This window comes from Clostridioides sp. LIBA-6822, from assembly GCF_056688955.1.
The window spans coordinates 1,222,641-1,241,994 of the sequence record NZ_CP196995.1 but is presented as its reverse complement, the minus strand read 5'-3'; the positions used below and the strand labels follow the sequence as shown (position 1 = coordinate 1,241,994).

The 19,354-nt window shown below is 28.2% G+C and carries 18 protein-coding genes and 1 tRNA gene; 4 read left to right on the top strand and 15 right to left on the bottom strand.

Going from position 1 to position 19,354, the window contains the following annotated elements; genetic code table 11:
• Positions 1-6: 6 nt before the first annotated feature.
• The 12 genes from ACTG48_RS05990 to polA all read right to left on the bottom strand — a co-directional run bounded on the left by ACTG48_RS05990 (position 7) and on the right by polA (position 12,863).
• Positions 7-576 carry an RnfABCDGE type electron transport complex subunit G gene (locus ACTG48_RS05990; RefSeq protein WP_021383890.1) on the bottom strand — a complete coding sequence of 190 codons (570 nt, stop codon included), beginning with the start codon at positions 574-576 and terminating at the stop codon, positions 7-9.
• Complete coding sequence (locus ACTG48_RS05985) at positions 576-1,553, bottom strand: RnfABCDGE type electron transport complex subunit D (protein ID WP_021383838.1); 978 nt, start codon at positions 1,551-1,553, stop codon at positions 576-578. Before ACTG48_RS05985 ends, ACTG48_RS05990 begins: the two co-directional genes overlap by 1 nt.
• Before the next feature lie 22 nt (positions 1,554-1,575).
• Entirely contained in the window at positions 1,576-2,913 is a 1,338-nt protein-coding gene (rsxC, locus tag ACTG48_RS05980; RefSeq protein ID WP_021383815.1) for an electron transport complex subunit RsxC, read from the bottom strand.
• A gap of 215 nt (positions 2,914-3,128) precedes the next feature.
• Positions 3,129-4,073 carry a hypothetical protein gene (locus ACTG48_RS05975; protein WP_479918370.1) on the bottom strand — a complete coding sequence of 315 codons (945 nt, stop codon included), beginning with the start codon at positions 4,071-4,073 and terminating at the stop codon, positions 3,129-3,131.
• Positions 4,074-4,183: 110 nt separating this feature from the next.
• The gene (locus ACTG48_RS05970) at positions 4,184-5,479 is read right to left on the bottom strand and encodes a Cwl0971 familypeptidoglycan hydrolase (protein WP_479918369.1); all 1,296 of its coding nucleotides are present in this window, start codon (positions 5,477-5,479) and stop codon (positions 4,184-4,186) included.
• 122 nt (positions 5,480-5,601) lie between these two features.
• Positions 5,602-5,973 (bottom strand): VOC family protein, encoded by a 372-nt coding sequence (locus ACTG48_RS05965; protein ID WP_021383811.1) that lies wholly within the window; start codon positions 5,971-5,973, stop codon positions 5,602-5,604.
• Between the two features lie 274 nt (positions 5,974-6,247).
• Complete coding sequence (locus ACTG48_RS05960; RefSeq protein WP_021383851.1) at positions 6,248-6,847, bottom strand: hypothetical protein; 600 nt, start codon at positions 6,845-6,847, stop codon at positions 6,248-6,250.
• Positions 6,848-7,048: 201 nt separating this feature from the next.
• Entirely contained in the window at positions 7,049-7,261 is a 213-nt protein-coding gene (locus ACTG48_RS05955) for a heavy-metal-associated domain-containing protein (protein WP_021383836.1), read from the bottom strand.
• 77 nt (positions 7,262-7,338) lie between these two features.
• Positions 7,339-9,057, bottom strand: a complete 1,719-nt coding sequence (locus ACTG48_RS05950; RefSeq protein ID WP_021383917.1) for an ABC transporter substrate-binding protein — start codon at positions 9,055-9,057, stop codon at positions 7,339-7,341.
• Positions 9,057-9,611 (bottom strand): lytic transglycosylase domain-containing protein, encoded by a 555-nt coding sequence (locus ACTG48_RS05945; protein ID WP_021383889.1) that lies wholly within the window; start codon positions 9,609-9,611, stop codon positions 9,057-9,059. Before ACTG48_RS05945 ends, ACTG48_RS05950 begins: the two co-directional genes overlap by 1 nt.
• Positions 9,604-10,206: a dephospho-CoA kinase gene (gene coaE, locus ACTG48_RS05940; protein WP_021383874.1), complete on the bottom strand. Its 603-nt coding sequence runs from the start codon at positions 10,204-10,206 to the stop codon at positions 9,604-9,606. Before coaE ends, ACTG48_RS05945 begins: the two co-directional genes overlap by 8 nt.
• Before the next feature lie 8 nt (positions 10,207-10,214).
• Entirely contained in the window at positions 10,215-12,863 is a 2,649-nt protein-coding gene (gene polA / locus ACTG48_RS05935; RefSeq protein WP_021383856.1) for a DNA polymerase I, read from the bottom strand.
• A 338-nt stretch (positions 12,864-13,201) separates the two neighbouring features.
• Between polA and ACTG48_RS05930 the strand changes: the two genes are divergently transcribed.
• From ACTG48_RS05930 to ACTG48_RS05920, 3 genes are all read left to right on the top strand, one after another.
• Positions 13,202-13,284: transfer RNA gene (locus ACTG48_RS05930), tRNA-Leu, on the top strand.
• Positions 13,285-14,225: 941 nt separating this feature from the next.
• Positions 14,226-15,635, top strand: a complete 1,410-nt coding sequence (locus tag ACTG48_RS05925) for an MBOAT family O-acyltransferase (RefSeq protein ID WP_479918368.1) — start codon at positions 14,226-14,228, stop codon at positions 15,633-15,635.
• 16 nt (positions 15,636-15,651) lie between these two features.
• On the top strand, positions 15,652-16,845 hold the full coding sequence (locus tag ACTG48_RS05920) for an alginate O-acetyltransferase AlgX-related protein (RefSeq protein ID WP_479918367.1): 1,194 nt from the start codon (positions 15,652-15,654) through the stop codon (positions 16,843-16,845).
• A gap of 205 nt (positions 16,846-17,050) precedes the next feature.
• On the opposite strand, the gene ACTG48_RS05915 is transcribed toward ACTG48_RS05920, so the two are convergent.
• Positions 17,051-17,938: a LysR family transcriptional regulator gene (locus tag ACTG48_RS05915; RefSeq protein ID WP_021383808.1), complete on the bottom strand. Its 888-nt coding sequence runs from the start codon at positions 17,936-17,938 to the stop codon at positions 17,051-17,053.
• A gap of 132 nt (positions 17,939-18,070) precedes the next feature.
• On the opposite strand from ACTG48_RS05915, the gene ACTG48_RS05910 reads away from it, so the two are divergent.
• Positions 18,071-18,418, top strand: a complete 348-nt coding sequence (locus ACTG48_RS05910) for a cupin domain-containing protein (RefSeq protein ID WP_021383891.1) — start codon at positions 18,071-18,073, stop codon at positions 18,416-18,418.
• A 204-nt stretch (positions 18,419-18,622) separates the two neighbouring features.
• On the opposite strand, the gene ACTG48_RS05905 is transcribed toward ACTG48_RS05910, so the two are convergent.
• Together ACTG48_RS05905 and ACTG48_RS05900 are read right to left on the bottom strand one after the other, a co-directional pair.
• Positions 18,623-19,066, bottom strand: a complete 444-nt coding sequence (locus tag ACTG48_RS05905; RefSeq protein WP_479918366.1) for a hypothetical protein — start codon at positions 19,064-19,066, stop codon at positions 18,623-18,625.
• 2 nt (positions 19,067-19,068) lie between these two features.
• Positions 19,069-19,266, bottom strand: a complete 198-nt coding sequence (locus tag ACTG48_RS05900) for a helix-turn-helix transcriptional regulator (protein ID WP_021383879.1) — start codon at positions 19,264-19,266, stop codon at positions 19,069-19,071.
• Positions 19,267-19,354 lie beyond the last annotated feature (88 nt).

Genomic DNA, 19,354 nt, shown 5'->3' with positions numbered 1-19,354 from the left:
CCCTCCTTATTTATTAAGAGCACTATTGAAAACATCTATAGCCGCATTTACTCCTGTAGTAACTGCTGTAGACGTAATAGTTGCACCTGATATTGCTAGTATTTGATTGTCTGCTGTTGCACTACCTTTTGCTACTTCAAGAGGCTCAGCAGTTTTGCCTTTATATTGACCTTTAAATGCATCATCTTTAGCTTTTGCTCCAAGTCCTGCTGTCTCTGTCATATTACCAATATCAACACCTGTAACTTGACCTTCAGATGATATACCTACCATAACTTCAATTTCTCCACCATAACCACTTGGCTTAGCTTTTAAAGTATATCCCACTACTTCAGAACCATCAAGACCTTCATATACCTCAGCTATAAGTCCATCTCCAAGGTTTTTATAAGTACTTTCTTCCATTTCTTTGAACTCTTTTGCTTCTGGAAGTACTGCTTTTCTAAGTTCATTATTTGCTTGTATATTTCTTTGTTCTATTACTGGAGCTGTAACTTGATTTGTAGCCCCAAGTGCTAATGCGGCTATAGCACTTATAGCAAGTAAAGTCCCACCTAGTCTTACAATACTATTCATTATTTAGCCACCTCCCCAAACACTCTATTTCTAACAAACTTATCTATAAGTGGAGCAAGACAGTTTACTAGTAGTATTGAGTAAGATACACCTTCTGGATATCCACCATACATTCTTATAACTGTTGTTATAAGACCAGCTAATACAGCGTATATTATTTGACCTTTTTTAGTCATAGGCGAAGTTGTATAATCCGTAAGCATGAAGAATCCACCTAACATAAGACCTCCAGCAAACAGCTGATATATTGCGAAATTTATATTAAATCCACCTAAAAGGAATGTTAATATAAATACAGTTGCTATGTAAAATACTGGTATAATATAATTTATTATGCCTTTATACATTAGGTATACTCCACCTAATAATAATAATATTGCTGATGTTTCACCTATACATCCACCAATATTACCAATCATCATATCAGCGAGACTGATTCCATTACTAGAAAGGTCTGCTAATCCTGCTGCTCCATTTTTCAAAAAGCTCAATGGAGTTGCTGTACTAACTGCATCTAAGTTTTTACCTATCCAGTTAACACCTGGCTGAGTCCAAGCAGTCATCGCAACTGGGAATGATGCTAATAAAAATGCTCTTGCAGCAAGTGCTGGATTGACAAAGTTACATCCAATTCCACCAAATACCATTTTAACTACTAATATTGCAAATATTCCTCCTACTAGACACATCCACCAAGGAAGTGATGCAGGTACGTTAAATGCTAATAATAATCCTGTTACAACAGCTGAAAAATCTCCTATAGTACTTTTTTGCTTCATAAATTTTTGATATAAAAATTCAGTACCTACTGTACCAAGTATACAAAAAAACATAGCACTCAAAGCATTAAGTCTAAAGAAGTATACTCCTGCTACTGCTGCTGGAAGGAGTGCTATAATAACTTGTTTCATTATATATGAAGTATCTTCATTACTTCTCACATGAGGAGAAGATGATACTATCAACTTATTTTCCATCGTTTTTCCCCCTTAACTTTCTTTATTTCTGAGCAGCTTGCTTTCTTCTCTTTGCTCCTATTTCTCTCTTTGCTGATCTTATAGATTGAAGTAATGGTCTTCTTGCTGGACAAATAAATGAACAAGACCCACATTCGATACAATCCATTGCTCTATGATATTCAGCTGTGTCATAATCATCTCTTAAAGAATATGCACTTATGTAAAGTGGTTGTAAGAATGATGGACATACATCTGTACATCTTCCACATCTTAAACAGTTTTGAATATCTGGAGTACGTGATTCTTCCTCATCCAAACATAAAATCCCTGAAGAACCTTTATTAGTTGCTATCTCAGTAGTATATTGAGCCATACCCATCATAGGTCCACCCATTATAACTTTACCAACCTTCTTACCTTCTTTAAATCCACCACATTGTTCTATTATTTCTGAAACTAATGTTCCAACTTTTGTTATTAGGTTTTTAGGTTCTTTGATACAACTACCTGTTATTGTAGTGATTCTTTCTACCAAAGGCATACCTGTTTTAATAGATTTAGCTATTTGAGCTGCTGTGGCAACGTTGTCAACAACTGCACCTGCTGCTATTGGTAATCCACCAGATGGAACTTCTTTACCTGTACACGCATAAATAAGTTGTTTTTCTGCTCCTTGTGGATATTTCACTTGAAGACCAACAACTTCGATTTCACTATAATCTTTAGCTACATTTTGAATTGCTTCTATAGCATCTGGTTTATTTGTTTCAATTCCTATAAATCCTTTTTTAACATCTAATACCTTCATTAATGCTCTTAAACCAAATACAACATCTTCTGGATTTTCAATCATTAATCTGTGGTCTGCAGTTAAGTATGGCTCACACTCTGCTCCATTTAATATAACTACTTCTGCTTTACTATCTGGTGGAGGAGATACTTTTACATGGTTAGGGAATGTAGCTCCACCCATACCTACTATTCCTGCCTCTTTTATAATACCTACTATATCTTCTTTACTCAAATCCTCTAACTGACCTTTTGGTTGAACACTTTCATGTAATTCTTCCTTAAAGTCGTTTTCGATAACTACACATTGAGCCGAACCACCTGGTACTTCATGTTGTTCAATAGCAATAACTTTTCCTGATACTGAAGAATGAACGTTGCATGACACGAAACCTTGTTGTTCACCTATTTTTTGCCCAAACTTTACTTCATCACCAACTTCAACAATAGGTTTAGCTGGTGCCCCTATATGTTGCTGAAGAGGAATGTAAACTATCTTTGGAGCTTGAGCTTTTTCAAGTGCCTTTGTGTTAGAGTACTCTTTTCTATATGGAGGATGTATCCCTCCCTTAAAAGTTAAGAGTTTCATTGTTTTACCCCCTTATCTATAAAAAAACATTTTTTCTGCCTTCTATAAGTATACTATATATATTAAAAAATCTTAACAATTGTTAAAAAAATATCCCTATTTTTATAATTTATTTTATAAATCAATCTCTTTATATTAAGTCAAAATGAGGAAAAGGATTGCTCAATTAAACAATCCTTTTCATATAGCTTTCTAAAGTCCAAATTTTCTGTATTTTATTTTATAGAATTTATAAACAAAGAGTACTCTTGCATAGATGATAAAAGTAGACTTTTACTCACACTATATTTTTCTTCATTTGCTGCTTTTGAAGCTGTATCAATTTTTTCATTTACATTCCTTACATAATCAATTAAATTATCTTTAAATAAACGCATTTCAGAATAGTCAATCTTTTCAGCTTCTTTTGATATATTTTGTGATATTGCCTTTCTATTTGTCAAAATAGTATTATATTTTTTCATATCCACATTATTTTCATCATTTGACCAAAAACTTGATTCTTCTTTAAAGTTTGTTATTAATTTATTTAATTCTTTGGATATACTCTCTATATAGGCGTAATTACTTGTATATTCTAAAGACAACATAGGTGCATCCAAGTGTGATAAAAATGCATCTGGAAATACCTTTCTTACACTGCTTATGTGTTTTCTAACTTCGTTTTCGTCAAACGAAGAATATGTCTGTATTTTTTTTACTCCATCCTTCTCCATAACTGAAAAAGGTATATCGCTACTAACTAATGATGTCTGTATTTTTTTCAAGTCATCATTATTATCTATTGCAGCAACTTGAATAGTATACATATCCCATCCTTCTATAGTAGCTAATTTCACTTCTTCTGCTTCTTTAGTATTATTTACTGCTTTTTCTGGATTAGTTTCTTCTTTATCTTCTGGACTGGTTTCTGATTTAGATTTTTTTCCGTTTTTTATTGAATTTAATTCATCAGATATATCTTTATAAGTTATATCTGATGAATGATTTAGAAATGGTATTTTAGCTGATACATATTCAAGTACCTTGCTATCTTTTATTTTTGTATAAGAATAATAGCCAATTAAACATAAACAGGCAATGGTTATAACATACTTACGTAAATCAATTTTATGTCTATTATTATTAAATCCTCTGTATATCGTTTTTCTTCTATTCATTAGTTTGTCCCTCCCAAAATTATATTATTAATAAAGTATATTTTTAAGAGTCACAATTTATGAATAGAAATGATTATTTATTCTAATTTTTTAATAAGAAATTGTATTTGTTAAGCAAGTCTTCTTGCTCCAAGTAATGCTTTAGACCAATATGAACTAGTTAAATTATCCACTTTAACCTTATTAGGATTGGTCTGAGTACCACTACAATGGATAAATTTACTATTACCTACATATATGCCTACATGATTAGTTGCTCCATCTCCATCAGTGTCAAAATAAACCAAATCTCCTGGTGCATAATTTCCCATAGAAACTGCGCTTCCAGATTTGGCTTGCTCTCTGGAAACTCTAGGAATAGAAACACCTACAGAGTTTTTGAAAACATACTGTGTGAATCCAGAGCAGTCAAATTTATTAGGGCCTGATGCACCCCACTGATATGGAATTCCAATAAGAGTATATGCAAAGTCTACAATTGTTGAGCCTTTTGCTGTAGATTTATCTGAATTTCCAGTAAATGATGAATTAGAATTACTGTTGGATTGAGAATTCTGATTAGATGATGAACTAGAATTGTCTTTTGTTCCTTCATTAGTCTCAGAAATATAACTAGCACTTACCCATCCAGTTGTACCATTTGATAACTTTACTTTATACCATCCACTACTCTTAGCCTTTAATTCAACAATATCTCCACCATTTAATTTTCCTATTATAGAATAACTTGTCCCAGGTCCACTTCTCACATTTAAACTTACAGTAGAGGTTACCTTACCGTTTTTTCCCTCAATAGACTCTTCACTAGATGGTTTTTTATCAGAATTATTAGTATTACTTGAATTGGAATTATTTGAATTAGAATTATTTGTCCCAACATCTTCTGACGTTTTTGAGATATATTGGCTACTAGCCCATCCAGTAACACCATTTGATAGTTTTATTTTGTACCATCCATTACTTTGTTCTAATAACTTTACTACATCTCCATTATTTGCCTTACCAACTAATGAATAGTTAGTACCTGCACCACTTCTTATATTCAGTCTTGAACTCACATTTACCTTACCATTTCCACTTATAGTTGTCCCACTTGAAGTCGAATTACTTTGGTTTGATGTACTTTCAGATGAACCACTAGTTGATATGTATTTTGCACTTCCCCATCCAACAACAGAACTTGATACCCTTACTTTATACCAACCATTAGATTTTTCTAAAATCTCTACAGTTTTTCCTTTGTATAATTTTGCTACTTTATCACAATCAGCGCTTGGTCCACTTCTTATATTCAAAGCACTTGCCGTTACTACTCCTTTTTCAAGAGCACTTGCATTTATGGAACTAACAGATACTGCTACCGCTCCAATTCCTAAAGCTGCTATAGCTTTCTTCACTACCATCACTCCCCCCAACAAATTTTTATAAACATAAATTCATAACATTATTATCCATTTTTAGTACCTATAATTTAATGATAACTTATTATATTATTAATTGTAAAGAAATTATAAATATTTACTTAAAATTAATAATTTTTAGGAAGTATTTCAATCCAATAATTATCTGGGTCTGCTATGAAATAAATTCCCATATTTTCGTTTTCGAAACATATACAGTCCAAATCTTTATGAAGTTTTTTTGCCTCATCAAACTCATCAACTTCCAAAGCTAAGTGGAATTCATTATCTCCTAAATTATATGGTCCATCCCAATCTCTAAGCCAAGTTAATTCTAATGTATGACTAGTAATGCCATCCCCCAAATAAACTAATATAAAACTACCATCTTCTGCTTCTTTACGCTTTACTTCTTTCAGTCCCAAAGCTTTATTATAAAAATTCAAACTTTTTTCCAGGTCAGTAACATTGAAATTGTTATGGCAAAAATTAAACTTCATTTTGAAATCACCCTCCAATTTTTATTTTTTTTATATTATATCATTATTATAAATTTATTTAAATCACATTAAGTTAAAAATTTGAATAATGCTGTGTAATTCCTAAATAGTAGTAAATTATTTAAGGTAATATGTCAAAAAAAGAATAAGTTCTATCAAATCCATAGAAGAATTATAATCAAGTTATACTTAATCATGTAAATTGATAGAACTTACTATTTAAAATTTTTAAATTGTATTGCTTCGTACAATTCTAACCAAACAAATTAAAACTTTAGTTCTTAATCTTCTCTTTAATAATATAATTTATTACTTTTTTTCTAATGTCTTCAGCATTATAATCATCTTCTACTTCTATATCCAAAAGTTTTGCTATAGACTTCATATCTTCCCTAGTTTTTGACCTATAACTTGCTATTAATTCATCTTTTATCTTTTCAGGTTCTAAAAGATATTCTTCATCCCCTCTTTTAAAAGCAACATACTTTTGAGCATATGAACTTCTATTATAGTATATATATCTTGATATTTTTCTTAAAATCTGATTATATGAAAGTCTCTTGTTAATATCAAGCTTTAAGTACTCTGAAAAAGCGAATAGCTCTTTTTTTGATTTAAATAATGTTTCTTTCTTTATAGTTCTTGATATTGAATTTACACTTTCTTGATATGCACACTTTTTTAACATTTTTAAATATACTCTATTAAGACCAATACTTTGATTAAATTTTTTTATGTTATTATTGATAATCTTATCCAAATTGCCTTCAAAGTATTTTTTTGCTCCTTTTTGTGATACATAACTCTCAAGTTCTTTGTGGGCCATATCAAGTATCATTTTTTTTAAATCCTCTTTATATCCCCTAGATTCCATGATACTCCCTCCCTTAACTATTTATAGTATATTCAAAACAATTAAGAAATGTGAGTAATTACAAAATTTTTTTACTTTTTATGTATATATTAATTTAAAGGGGGAGATAATAGTAATGTAAAATCAAACATACTCAATCTCCCCCATTTTTAGACCTCTATTACTCCCCCAATAGAGGTCTTTTTTTAGTTTGTTATCTTTCTATTCAATTCCCTTTAATTCAAATCCTAATTCTGCTACTACTTCTTTTAATTTTTCAATTGATACATCATCTTTCATATCTACAGATGCACACTTGTTTTCTAAATCTACATCTAAAACTTCAATGCCATCTATATCTTCTGTTAATGCAGTTTTAAGATGATTTACACAATGACCACAACTCATACCTTCTACTAATAGTTTCTTTTTCATTTAATTACCTCCTTATACCCTATAAGGGTATTTTATCATATAGTTTTGACTTTTTAAATACTAATTAACCATTTAATTTAATTTGATTCACTAGATTTTATATCTAGATTAGATATTCCTTCATATACATCAAAATCATTTGGAGTAATTTTACCTTTTAATCTACTATTACTTACAATATAGTTATTTCTGATAGCTAAACTTATAAATGTTGCATTATCTTTTACATATGTCTGTACATTTTTGTATGCTTTTTTTGTTTCAATTTCAGATGTGGAACTTGTAAGTGCAGACATATATCCATTTAACTTATCATCAGTATAGCCACTACTTGCTATAATGCTACTTACATCTGGTATACTTGATAGTTTCCATCCAACCAATGCTAAATCATAGTTTTTAGAATTAAGAGCATTTTCCATATCTTTATCTGATAACTGATTTATTGTATTATTTATTCCTATAGCTTTTAAGTTTTCACTTATTATGTTTGCAGTTTTTAGTCTTTCGCTATTATCTCTATTTACTATTATTTTTAAATTCATTTCAGAAAGTCTTTTCTTTACTTCTTCTTTTTCTCTATTTTGTTTTTCCTCAGCTTCTTTTTTAACTCTTTCTTCTTCCTCTTTTTTAGCTTTTGCTTCTTCTTCTGGAGTAAGCTTTTTTGTATTCTTTTTAGTTGATTTTTTTTGTTTCTTATCTGCTTTATTATCATTTTGATTTACTGAATTTATATTTGCATATTCTACTTTATTAAGATACTCTATCGCCTTATCTTTATTGAATTCCAAATCTTTCATTTCACTATTGTAGTACTTTGACTTTGAATTAAGCGGAAAATTAACTGGAGTAGCATCATCCATATAACCTTCACTGATAATTCTATCTTTATTTATAGAATGTGCAATTGCTTTTCTAAAATTGACATCCTTGAAAAAAGGATTATTATAATTAAACAATATACACTCATACTCTCTACCTTGATATTTTGTTATATTAAACTCTTTTTCTTGAAACTTACTCAAATCATTCAATGTAACATTAGTTATATCACTATCAAGTGCCATGACCATAGATGTTCTTGCATCTTCATTAGGAACCATACCCACTTTTATATTCTTCATAGTTTTTGGAACTTCTTCATAGTAATCTTTATTTACAGATAAAACCATTCCTTCTCTCTCTGTATATGATTCTATTTTATATTTCCCATTTCCTATCAAATTATTATTTTTGTCATTTGCATCCTTTGAATCTAAATGATTTTGAGATACTATTGGAAAGATTAAACTATCAATAGAAAAGGCATATCTAGCTTTAAATTTTATTGTGAAATCTTTATCCGATTTAATATTCACAGAAGCTATGTTTTTAGTAAATTCATTATATGGACTATCTGTACTTTTTTGAATTAAGCCAATAGTATAATTTACATCATTTGAAGTAACAGCTTTTCCATCATGCCACTTTGCATCTTTTAACTTTATATCTATACTCATTCCATCTTGAGCTATATTATACTCTTTAACTAGTTGAGGAGTTACATTATAGTTTTCATCTATAGTAAATAAACCATCATAAACTAAATTCATTATATAACCAACAGACTTATCAGTATTAGTTATAGGATTTATAGTTTTTGGAGTTACCATTGTTAAGTTTATATATTTAGCATCTATAGAACTTTGACTTTTTAAACTCGAATCACTACTACTTTGTTTTGTTTTAGTATTACTACAACCAACTACCATAAGAGTTATAGCTAAAATAACTGTTAAGACTTTTATTCTCTTCATTAGTTTTTTCCTTTCTTGCCATATATCTTATTATAATGTTTATAATTATTTTTAACTTTTTCTACATATTTTGAAGTTTGCTCAAAAGGTATATCATGTAGATTTTCTCCATCTTTACTATATTCATTATTTTCTAACCACTTTCTCACGTTACCTGAACCACCATTATATGCAGCTATTACTAAGTCCAATTTACCAAATTCCTTATACAATTTATTTAAATACCAACAACCAAGTCTTATATTAGTCTCTGGGTCAAAAATATCAACATTTTTTAGCTTTAGTTCATCTGCTCCCCAGTCCCTAGTTATATCTAATAGTTGCATTAAACCCTTTGCCTCTTTTTTTGAAATGGCAGAACTATTAAACTTACTTTCGACTTTTATAACACTGTAAACTATATTTTCATCTAAATTAAATTCCTTAGAATATTTTTCTACATATTCTGAATATTTTTTAGGATACAAAAACTTATGTATTACTTTGCTTTCCATTAATAGTGCTCCAAATAAGATTATAAAAATAGATAGAATCAATACTTTCTTACTATTCACGCCAATTCTCCTTCATGTACTCAATAAATTTGTGTGCTTTACTTTCTAATTCAATTATTGTTCCCGAATTATCTATTATATAATCACCATATTTGGATTTTTCTTCCTGACTCATTTGTGAATTTATTCTACTAATTGCTTCTTGCTCACTACAATTATCTCTATTCTTTATCCTATTAATTTGCACTTCTTGTTGACAAGTGACTACTAATAACTTATCAACCATATCTAAAAAACCACTTTCTACCAATATAGCTGCATCTAAAATCACTATACTTTCGCCTTTTTTTCTTACTTCATCTATCTCACTTATTATTCTTTCTCTTATTCGTGGATGAGTCAAATTATTTAGCTCTCTAAGTTTTTCTTTATCATTAAAAACTATTTTTCCAAGAGCTTTTCTATTTAGTGTTCCATCATCATTTTTTATATTTTGTCCAAAGTAATTAAATACTTTTTTTACTAATATTTTATCTTCAAATATTTTTCTAGATATAATATCTGCATCCACTATAGAAATATTAAGATTTCTGAATATATTTGATAGGCTGCTTTTTCCACAGCCTATTCCTCCTGTAAGTCCTAATATCAACATAAAATCACCTACTTTGTCTCATACCAAGAACTACCGACATTTAAATCTACATCTAAGTGAACATCCATACTTACAGCATTTTCCATTTCTTCTTTTACTATCTTTTTAACTATCTCTATTTCATCATCAATTGCTTCAACTATCAATTCATCGTGAACTTGTAGTATAAGTTTTGATTTTAAATTATTATCTTCCAACTTTTTATGAACATTTATCATAGCAATTTTTATTATATCTGCTGCACTTCCCTGTATTGGTGCATTCATAGCAAATCTCTTTCCTCTGTTTCTTTCCATAAAATTGCTTGATTTTATCTCTGGTATATATCTTCTTCTGTTTAAAATTGTTACAGCATATCCATCTTCACTAGCCTTTTCTATTGTCATATCCATAAACTCTTTTATTTTATGGTATTTAGCAAAATAACTTTCAATATACTCTTTTGCCTTTGGAACAGGTATATTTAAATCATCTGCCAATCCAAAATCACTTTTACCATATATAATACCAAAGTTTACTGCTTTAGCTGCACCTCTCAATTCACTAGTGACATCTTCCATAGAAACATTGAAAACTTGTGAAGCTGTTTTAGTATGAATATCTTCATTGTGTTTAAATGCTTCTATCATATTTTCATCTTGACTCATATGTGCAAGAACTCTAAGTTCTACCTGTGAGTAATCGGCATCAACCAGCTTACAATTATCATCTGCAATGAATACTTTTCTTATTTTTCTACCCATTTCCATTTTTATAGGTATATTTTGAAGATTTGGTTCTGTAGATGAAATTCTTCCTGTAGTTGTTATTGTTTGATTAAATGATGAATGAATTCTATTACTTTCTGGATTTATTATATTTAAAAGCCCTTCAACGTAAGTAGAATTCAACTTTACTATTTGTCTATACTCAGTTATCTTATCTATTATTGGATGTTTATCCCTTAATTTTTCTAGAACATCTGCATTAGTAGAGTATCCAGTCTTAGTTTTTTTGATTATTGGAAGCTCTAATTTTTCAAATAGTATAACACCTAATTGTTTTGGTGAATTTATATTGAATGGTTCTCCAGATAATTCATAAATTTCCTTTTCTAATGTAGCTATTATTTCTTTAAACTCAATACTTAACTCATCCAAGATACTTTTGTCTACTTTTATACCTTCATACTCCATATGTCCTAAAACTTCTACTAAAGGCATCTCTACATGATAAAAAAGACCATCCATACTCATATCTATTAGACTTCTTTCCATCATAGGAACTGTTTCTTTCACTGTGCATATTATTTGACCCATGTACTCAGCTAAATCCTCAAACTCTAAATCTTCATAGTTTTTGGATTTAACTCCTTTTCCTAATAATTCTTCTTTTGATTTAACCTTTTTTGATAAATACTTCATGGCTATTGCACTACAATCATATGAAGTAGATGAAGTTGAATCTATTAAATACTCAGCTATAGTTATATCAAAATACATATTTTCCAATTTAATATTATATGGCTTTAAAGATATATAATCATCCTTTAAATTATATCCATATTTTTTAATTTCGTTATTTGAAAGTATGCTATCTAATTTTGTTACTTCATCTGAATCTATATAATATATTTTTTCTCCATCTACACTTATAAAAATATATATTATATTTTTTTCAAGTATATTACCTTGTCCTCTAACAGTTTTTAAAATAACCTGTCCTTTTTTATTCACTTCATCTATAAATTTATCTATATCTTTTAGTTTTAATATTTCTATTTTTTCTTCTACTTGCTCTGTATCATTTGAATCAACTAAATCAACTAATCTTGATAAGAGACTTGTAAATCCAAAATATCTAAATTTATCTAAAAGCTCATCTTTATCATAATCACCAAAAATCATGCTCTCTAAATTTACTTCTATTGGTACATCTCTTATAATAGTTGCTAATCTTTTACTTTGAATAGCAATTTCTTTATTTTCTTCTATTTTCTTTTTTACACTACCTTTAAGTTTATCTGTATTCTCTATCAAGTTTTCTACACTAGAAAACTCTTTTATAAGCTTTATGCCTGTTTTTTCACCTATCCCAGGTACTCCAGGTATATTATCTGACTTATCTCCCATCAGACCTTTTAAATCTATAAACTGTGTTGGTGTCATCTCGTACTTTTCAATCACAGAATTAAAGTTGTATTCTTCTACTTCACCAACTCCTTTTTTTGTTATAAGAGTAGTTGTGTTATCTGAAGCAAGTTGGATGGCATCTTTATCTCCAGTTACTATGTATACCTTATATCCATTCTCTTCTGCTTTTTTAGAAACAGTACCTATAATATCATCTGCTTCATAACCATCTATTTCTAATCTGTTTATTTTAAATTTATCTAAAAGGTCTTTTAATGGTTGTAATTGTTCTGCCAATTCATCTGGCATTCCCTTTCTTCCAGCCTTATATTCTTTATATTCTAAATGTCTAAATGTAGGTGCTTTTCTGTCAAAGGCTACACTTATATGTGTTGGTTTATATATATCAATCATTTTAAATAACATTGTCGTAAAACCATATATAGCATTGGTCTTTAGACCTTCTTTATTATTCATTTCTGGAAGAGCATAAAAAGCCCTATTTATTATTGAATTTCCATCTATTATAATTAATTTTTTTTCCAAATTATATCACTCCTAAAAATTATCTATTTTTGTAACATATATATTATATACCAATATACTGTTATTTAATATTCCCATAATAATAATAGTATATTAAAATTAAATATGTTGCAAACAATATATTTTTTTGCTATAATAATATACATAATATGCCCGAGTGGTGGAATTGATAAATACAATGGGTTCAAAATCAACTGTATTGATTAATAAGTTTTTGTAATAAAAGTCTAGTATTTATGATATTTTACAGTTTGATGAGTATTTTGTATTCAATATTCCTATTGCATATTCTTGGAAAATCTGGTAGGATATACAAGTAGCTTGGATTTAAAATATAAGCCGCTGTGGCGGAACTGGCATACGCATACGACTCAAAATCGTACGGGAAACCATATGGGTTCGAGTCCCATCAGCGGCACCAATAAAAAAAAACTCTTTAGTATATACTAAAGAGTTTTTTTTTATTGTAATATTTTTTCATCTTTGTTTCTAGCCTTGTATAAGTATAAATACCATAGGCATGACTTCTTGAACTCCTAAAACATATCTAAACAAAGCAGGATTTTTTATGTATTTACTTAATAAATCCATACTTCTTATCATATTGATTTTTTCCCAATCTCTAAAACTTTTCCCTCTCTAAAAATATTTATAATCAATCATCATTATTCAGTATAACTATTCGATATTATTTTAAAGTATTTGTCATTTAAAACAAACTTGTAATAAAAGCATATCTGAAAGTATTCTAACTCCAATACTTAATAAAGAGTTCTTTTTACAATTATAGATATAAACAACATCTATCTTAATGGACTGTATAGAGCTACAACCAAAGGCAAACACATATAGTTAAGCAATGTGTCCGTGATTTTTCTTTATTATTTTATCATAATAGCTTTATTAATCCATTATAACATTACATAATTTTAAAAAAATTATATAAAAAGTCAAAATTTACATATATATTAATAAAACTTGTAAAAACACAGCTAAATTTCTACAATTAAGTACTTAAAACTTGAAAATACTTACTTTGCTATATATTTTAGATAAATATATAATTTATTTAGTTAAGAAAGGAAGTTGTAAATATAAAAGATAATTTAAAAATAACACTAAAATACATAAAAAGTTATAAAGCTAGATCTTTAACAATTGCTCTGAGTATAATTCTTGATACATCAACTTATTGTTGGTATTGTACTCTCTCAAGAAGTGCTCAGTAAGCAGTGGTAGTTAAATAGTATGGGCCTAAAATCAGAAATAAATCAAGACCTTACTCTTAATATATATATTATTAATTTTAGTTGTTTTATTTATTATTCATTTATTAAATAATAAAAAGATAAGGAGTTTAATATGATATTCAGTAGTTTAATATTTTTATTTTTATTCTTTCCAGTCATACTCATTTGCTATTACTTAGCAAATTCTAAGTATAAAAATGTTGTGTTACTTCTAGCAAGTATTACCTTCTATGCATGGGGAGAACCAAAATATATTTTTTTGATGATGCTATCAATAATAGTAAACTATATATTTGGTATTAAAGTTTCTGACAGTAAAGATAAGAAAATATGGGTTGTGCTTTCTGTGATTTACAATATATCCATTCTTGGTATATTCAAGTATAGCAATTTCTTTGTAGATAATATTAAATTTTTATTAAATACAAATATAACTATACCTGAAATTAAATTACCTTTAGGTATCTCATTTTTCACATTTCAGATAATGAGCTATGTAATAGATGTATATAGAAATGATGCTAAAGTTCAAAGAAAATTAACTAACCTAGCATTATACATAAGTTTATTCCCTCAGCTTGTAGCAGGTCCTATTGTTAGATATCAGACTGTGGCAGATGCTATTGGACATAGAGAACATAATTGGTATAAATTTACTCAAGGCGTAAACAGATTCGTTATTGGTCTTGGAAAAAAGGTGATTTTAGCAAATCAATTAGGTATAATTGCAGATGATGTATTTAATAAGTCATCTGGAGATTTATCAAGACTTGATGTGTGGCTAGGTGTAGTTTGCTATACACTTCAAATATTCTATGACTTTAGTGGTTATAGTGATATGGCTATTGGTTTAGGTAAGATATTTGGATTTGATTTTTTAGAAAATTTCAACTATCCATATATCTCTCAAACAGTATCTGAGTTTTGGAGAAGGTGGCATATATCTTTAAGTACTTGGTTTAAAGACTATGTATATTTCCCATTAGGTGGAAATAGAGTCTCTAGATTAAAACTATATAGAAATCTATTTATAGTATGGTTTTTAACTGGCATGTGGCATGGAGCTAATTGGACTTTTATTATATGGGGTCTATATTTTGGAATATTAATATCAATAGAAAAAGCATTTTTAGAAAAGTTGTTATATAAAATGCCAAGAATCATAAGACATATGTATTTACTTTTTATAGTCATGATTGGATGGGTATTCTTTAGAGCAGAAGATTTACCAAAAGCTATTAAGTTTATAGGTATTATGTTTGGTTCTGGAAATTATCCACTTGTCAGTAATGCATTCAATGTATTTATAATTGAATATTGGTATATAATTGTTGGAGCAATCATTCTATCAACTCCTATTGTAGAAGTTATAAAGTCATTAGTAGTTAAGAAGAATAAAAATACACTAAATAGTACAATGTGTCAAGTTACTAATGCAGCTTTCATAGTTGCTTGCATGTTTATTGTAACGGTAATGTTAAGTAGCTCAACTTATAATCCATTCTTATACTTTAGATTCTAATTTTGGAGGTATTGACATGAATAAAAATAAACCAAGGATTGTTGCCATTTCATTTTTAATTATAGTATTTGGATTTTTTATACTAAACTTCTCACTTCCAAAGAAAAAATTAAGTATAACTGAAAATAGAAATCTTGCAAAATTCCCAACTATAGAAAATTTTAAAAAAGGTAACTACATAGATAAATTTGAAGAGTACTTTAATGACCATTTTGCATTTAGAGATGAAATGATATCAATAAATACAAAATCTCAAGCTAGTTTAAATAAAACTAAAGTAGGTAACTATTACTTAGGAAAAGATAACTGGATATTAGGTATGTTTCCAAAAGTTTTAAACCAAAACCAATTAAATAGATACGAAAAGTCTATTAATTACTTATCTAATCTAAGTAAAGATATGGGAAAAGATGTGTATTTTACAATGATGCCACATAAATCTAATATGCTAAAACATTTATATCCTAAGTATGTTGATAATATAAGTAATATAGATATAAATTTAAAGAATTTTAAAAATAGATTAAATCAAGATTCAATTAAATACATAGATATGGATGAGTATTTTTTAAGCAACTATTCAAATAAAGAAAGAGAAAATTTATATTTTAAAACTGACCATCATTGGACTGGATATGGAGCATTTGAAGGCTTTAAAATGATGGCATCAAATATGGACTTGGGTCTTTCTAAGCAAGATTTAAGAAATCATTTTAATAGCTACAAAAAGTCTATAGTTACTGATAAAAAGTTTGTAGGAAGTTATAATCAAAATATAGATATGCTAATTAAAGAAAATGAATATGTAGTTTATATGACAAAAGATAACCAAGATTATAGCTTTGATATAAATGGAAAAGAAAAAGAAGAAAGACAGGTCTATGCAACTAAAAGAAGTGATAAAAAGTGGGATTATGGTGGGGCATACATTAGAGGAGCTCAAACTAATATATTAACTATAAAAAATCCTAAAGCATTATTAGATAAAAAAATACTAATATTTAGAGATTCATACCAGGCTCCTACAACACTTTTATTTGCTGATATGTTTAATGAAGTAGAGATAGTAGACCCTAGAAATATAAACTCAATAGATAAAACATACAAAGATATGATTGAGGAAAGCAATGCTGATGTTGTAATGTTTATGTATAATAGCTCTGGGTTTGATTCAATGATAGATGCGATGATAGATAAAGGAATAGTATAATATAAAAATATTAACTAAAATTAATTTTAAGGGATTATTTCAAAATAAAAATTTGAATCATCCCTTTTTTATACCAAAACTGGAAAAGAGACTATTTATCTAACAATGCATATACCTACCATATAAACTTATAAACAACCTCTCTACACTATGTTATCTTTCTAAAAATATCAATATATATCTTATATTAGCATAGCGTAAACAATTAAGAAATAATCCCATACGTCTTTTTTACAATAGAGATAAAATCACAAAGATTCTTAGACAACCACTTGTCCTTATGATAAATTAATTGTGAAAAAATATTATAGTCTGTAGTATAAGGAATCTTAACCAATTCATGTTTTTTTAATTCCTTTTCTACTGCAAGCTCTGGAAGAAGGCACAATCCAAGCCCACTAAGTACTGTTTGTTTAATTACCTGAATACTTCCAGTTTCAAGAACTGTTTTTGGTACTATAGATGATTCAGATAGCTCTTTCTCAAATAAACTTCTATAACAACAACTCTTTCCTGTCAAAATAAATGGAACATTTTGAAAGTCTTGAATATACACCTTTTCTTTTAAGGCTAAATCACTTTCTGGAACTGATAAGACACAGATTGGCTCCTCATTTTTTAATACAGAAATAGTAGATTTATCATTTATAGGTAAATCAAGTATAAATGCTATGTCAATCGTATTATCAGCAAGTAAAGGAACAAAATCAGAAGAATCTAGAGTTTTTATAAAAAGGTCAACATCTGGATATTTCTCTTTATATACTTTAATAATCTCAGGTAACTTAAAAATACAAATAGATTCTGATGCTCCAATAACAATACGCCCATAATTATCTTTCTCTTTATACATCTTTTTTATATCAGATGATAATAAAAGCATTTTTTCAGCATATGAAACCAACTTCTCACCTTCTCTAGTCAATTCTACACTTTTTCCTATACGTTCAAAGAGATGTACATCCAATTCCTTTTCTAATTGTTGTATATGAGCTGTAATATTTGATTGTGCATAGTTCAAATATTCAGCAGTTCTAGTAAAATTTTTAATTTTACTAAGTGTTAAAAATGTATTTAAATGCTTTAATTCCATATCTATGTACCTCGTTTCATCTAAATATCAGATTGATATAATCAAATCAATCTATTTCACAAATAATTAGATTGATGTTAACATACAGATATACTAAAAGTCAAACAAAAATAAAATCTAAAGGAGATTCTAATGTTATCAAAAACTAATATAATTGAAGAAGTAAATAATATTGAACAACTGTACGTATACAAAAAATTAGGAAAAATAAACAATAATATACTAAGTGTTGTACAAGTAGCAAATAGAAGCTTAAATTTTCATGTTCATGAAAAATCAGATGAATTGTTTTATGTAATAGAGGGAGGATTTAATTTGGAAACTCCAGAAGGATTAACAGAAGTTAAAGAAGGAGAATTTATCATTGTACCTCAAAATACAATACATAGACCAGTAGTTAAAAAACTTACAAAATTTCTAATGATTGAATTAGAAGGAACTCTTAATAAAAAAAATAGTGGTAATTTATATGAAGACTAGCCTATTTTGTAATCTATAAAAATCATTCATAAGTAATGATAATACTATAGTACTTCTCTTCAAAACATATAGAATTCCATATAAAAAAGCCACAATATATAATACTTGTGGCTTTTAAGAATTTATACATATAATTTAATCTTATACTATCAATTTATAAACTAATTTGCTTTTATATAATTTTATATTCAGCGTTATAATTCATTACAATTTTTTATCTAATTTATTATATACAACAACACCACAAATAAATTGAAATAAAATAAGTAATCCAAGAACAATTAAAACCCATCTACTTGTTAACATTACAGAGAACACACTCAATATAGAAACAATAAGTATAAGAATTACGAAAACATAAGACATGATTTGATTAGTAATACGTCCAGATTTGTCACGTAACATAATTCTTCTTTCATCATTCATCTCTATCCTTTGATTCTCTACCTTTTCTTTATATTCTACAGCTCTTTCTGGATTACTCCAATATATATATTGAAAAATCATACATACCCCAGGACCCAAAGTGGCTCCAGATAATCCCCAAATCAAAGCCTCAAATGAAAACTCTGTAAATGTAGCCAATAAAACAAGTAAAATTCCACAAATAAAATATCCAATTCCAACATATAATCTGTTCTTTTTCATTTTTACTCCTCCTCATAAATAAATATTTCTTCAATATTCATATCAAAATATCTTGCTATCTTAAAAGCTAATATGATAGAAGGATTATATCTACCATTTTCTAATGAACCTATAGTTTGCCTTGATACTTGCAAAGCAGATGCAAGTTCTTCTTGTTTTATACCTCTCTTTTTTCTTATTTCTTCTAATCTATTTTTCACTTTGCTCTCCTTTAATATCTTATTTATGTAAAGTCTACTTTCCATAATTATACAACAATATTCATCTTATGTAAAGTTTACTTTCCAT

Bases quoted from the DNA above. Each gene is read 5' to 3' on its own strand.
- ACTG48_RS05990 (WP_021383890.1), bottom strand. From the start codon at position 576: ATGAATAGTATTGTAAGACTAGGTGGGACTTTACTTGCTATAAGTGCT.
- ACTG48_RS05985 (WP_021383838.1), bottom strand. From the start codon at position 1,553: ATGGAAAATAAGTTGATAGTATCATCTTCTCCTCATGTGAGAAGTAAT.
- rsxC (WP_021383815.1), bottom strand. From the start codon at position 2,913: ATGAAACTCTTAACTTTTAAGGGAGGGATACATCCTCCATATAGAAAA.
- ACTG48_RS05975 (WP_479918370.1), bottom strand. From the start codon at position 4,073: ATGAATAGAAGAAAAACGATATACAGAGGATTTAATAATAATAGACAT.
- ACTG48_RS05965 (WP_021383811.1), bottom strand. From the start codon at position 5,973: ATGAAGTTTAATTTTTGCCATAACAATTTCAATGTTACTGACCTGGAA.
- ACTG48_RS05960 (WP_021383851.1), bottom strand. From the start codon at position 6,847: ATGGAATCTAGGGGATATAAAGAGGATTTAAAAAAAATGATACTTGAT.
- ACTG48_RS05955 (WP_021383836.1), bottom strand. From the start codon at position 7,261: ATGAAAAAGAAACTATTAGTAGAAGGTATGAGTTGTGGTCATTGTGTA.
- ACTG48_RS05950 (WP_021383917.1), bottom strand. From the start codon at position 9,057: ATGAAGAGAATAAAAGTCTTAACAGTTATTTTAGCTATAACTCTTATG.
- coaE (WP_021383874.1), bottom strand. From the start codon at position 10,206: ATGTTGATATTAGGACTTACAGGAGGAATAGGCTGTGGAAAAAGCAGC.
- ACTG48_RS05925 (WP_479918368.1), top strand. From the start codon at position 14,226: ATGATATTCAGTAGTTTAATATTTTTATTTTTATTCTTTCCAGTCATA.
- ACTG48_RS05920 (WP_479918367.1), top strand. From the start codon at position 15,652: ATGAATAAAAATAAACCAAGGATTGTTGCCATTTCATTTTTAATTATA.
- ACTG48_RS05915 (WP_021383808.1), bottom strand. From the start codon at position 17,938: ATGGAATTAAAGCATTTAAATACATTTTTAACACTTAGTAAAATTAAA.
- ACTG48_RS05910 (WP_021383891.1), top strand. From the start codon at position 18,071: ATGTTATCAAAAACTAATATAATTGAAGAAGTAAATAATATTGAACAA.
- ACTG48_RS05905 (WP_479918366.1), bottom strand. From the start codon at position 19,066: ATGAAAAAGAACAGATTATATGTTGGAATTGGATATTTTATTTGTGGA.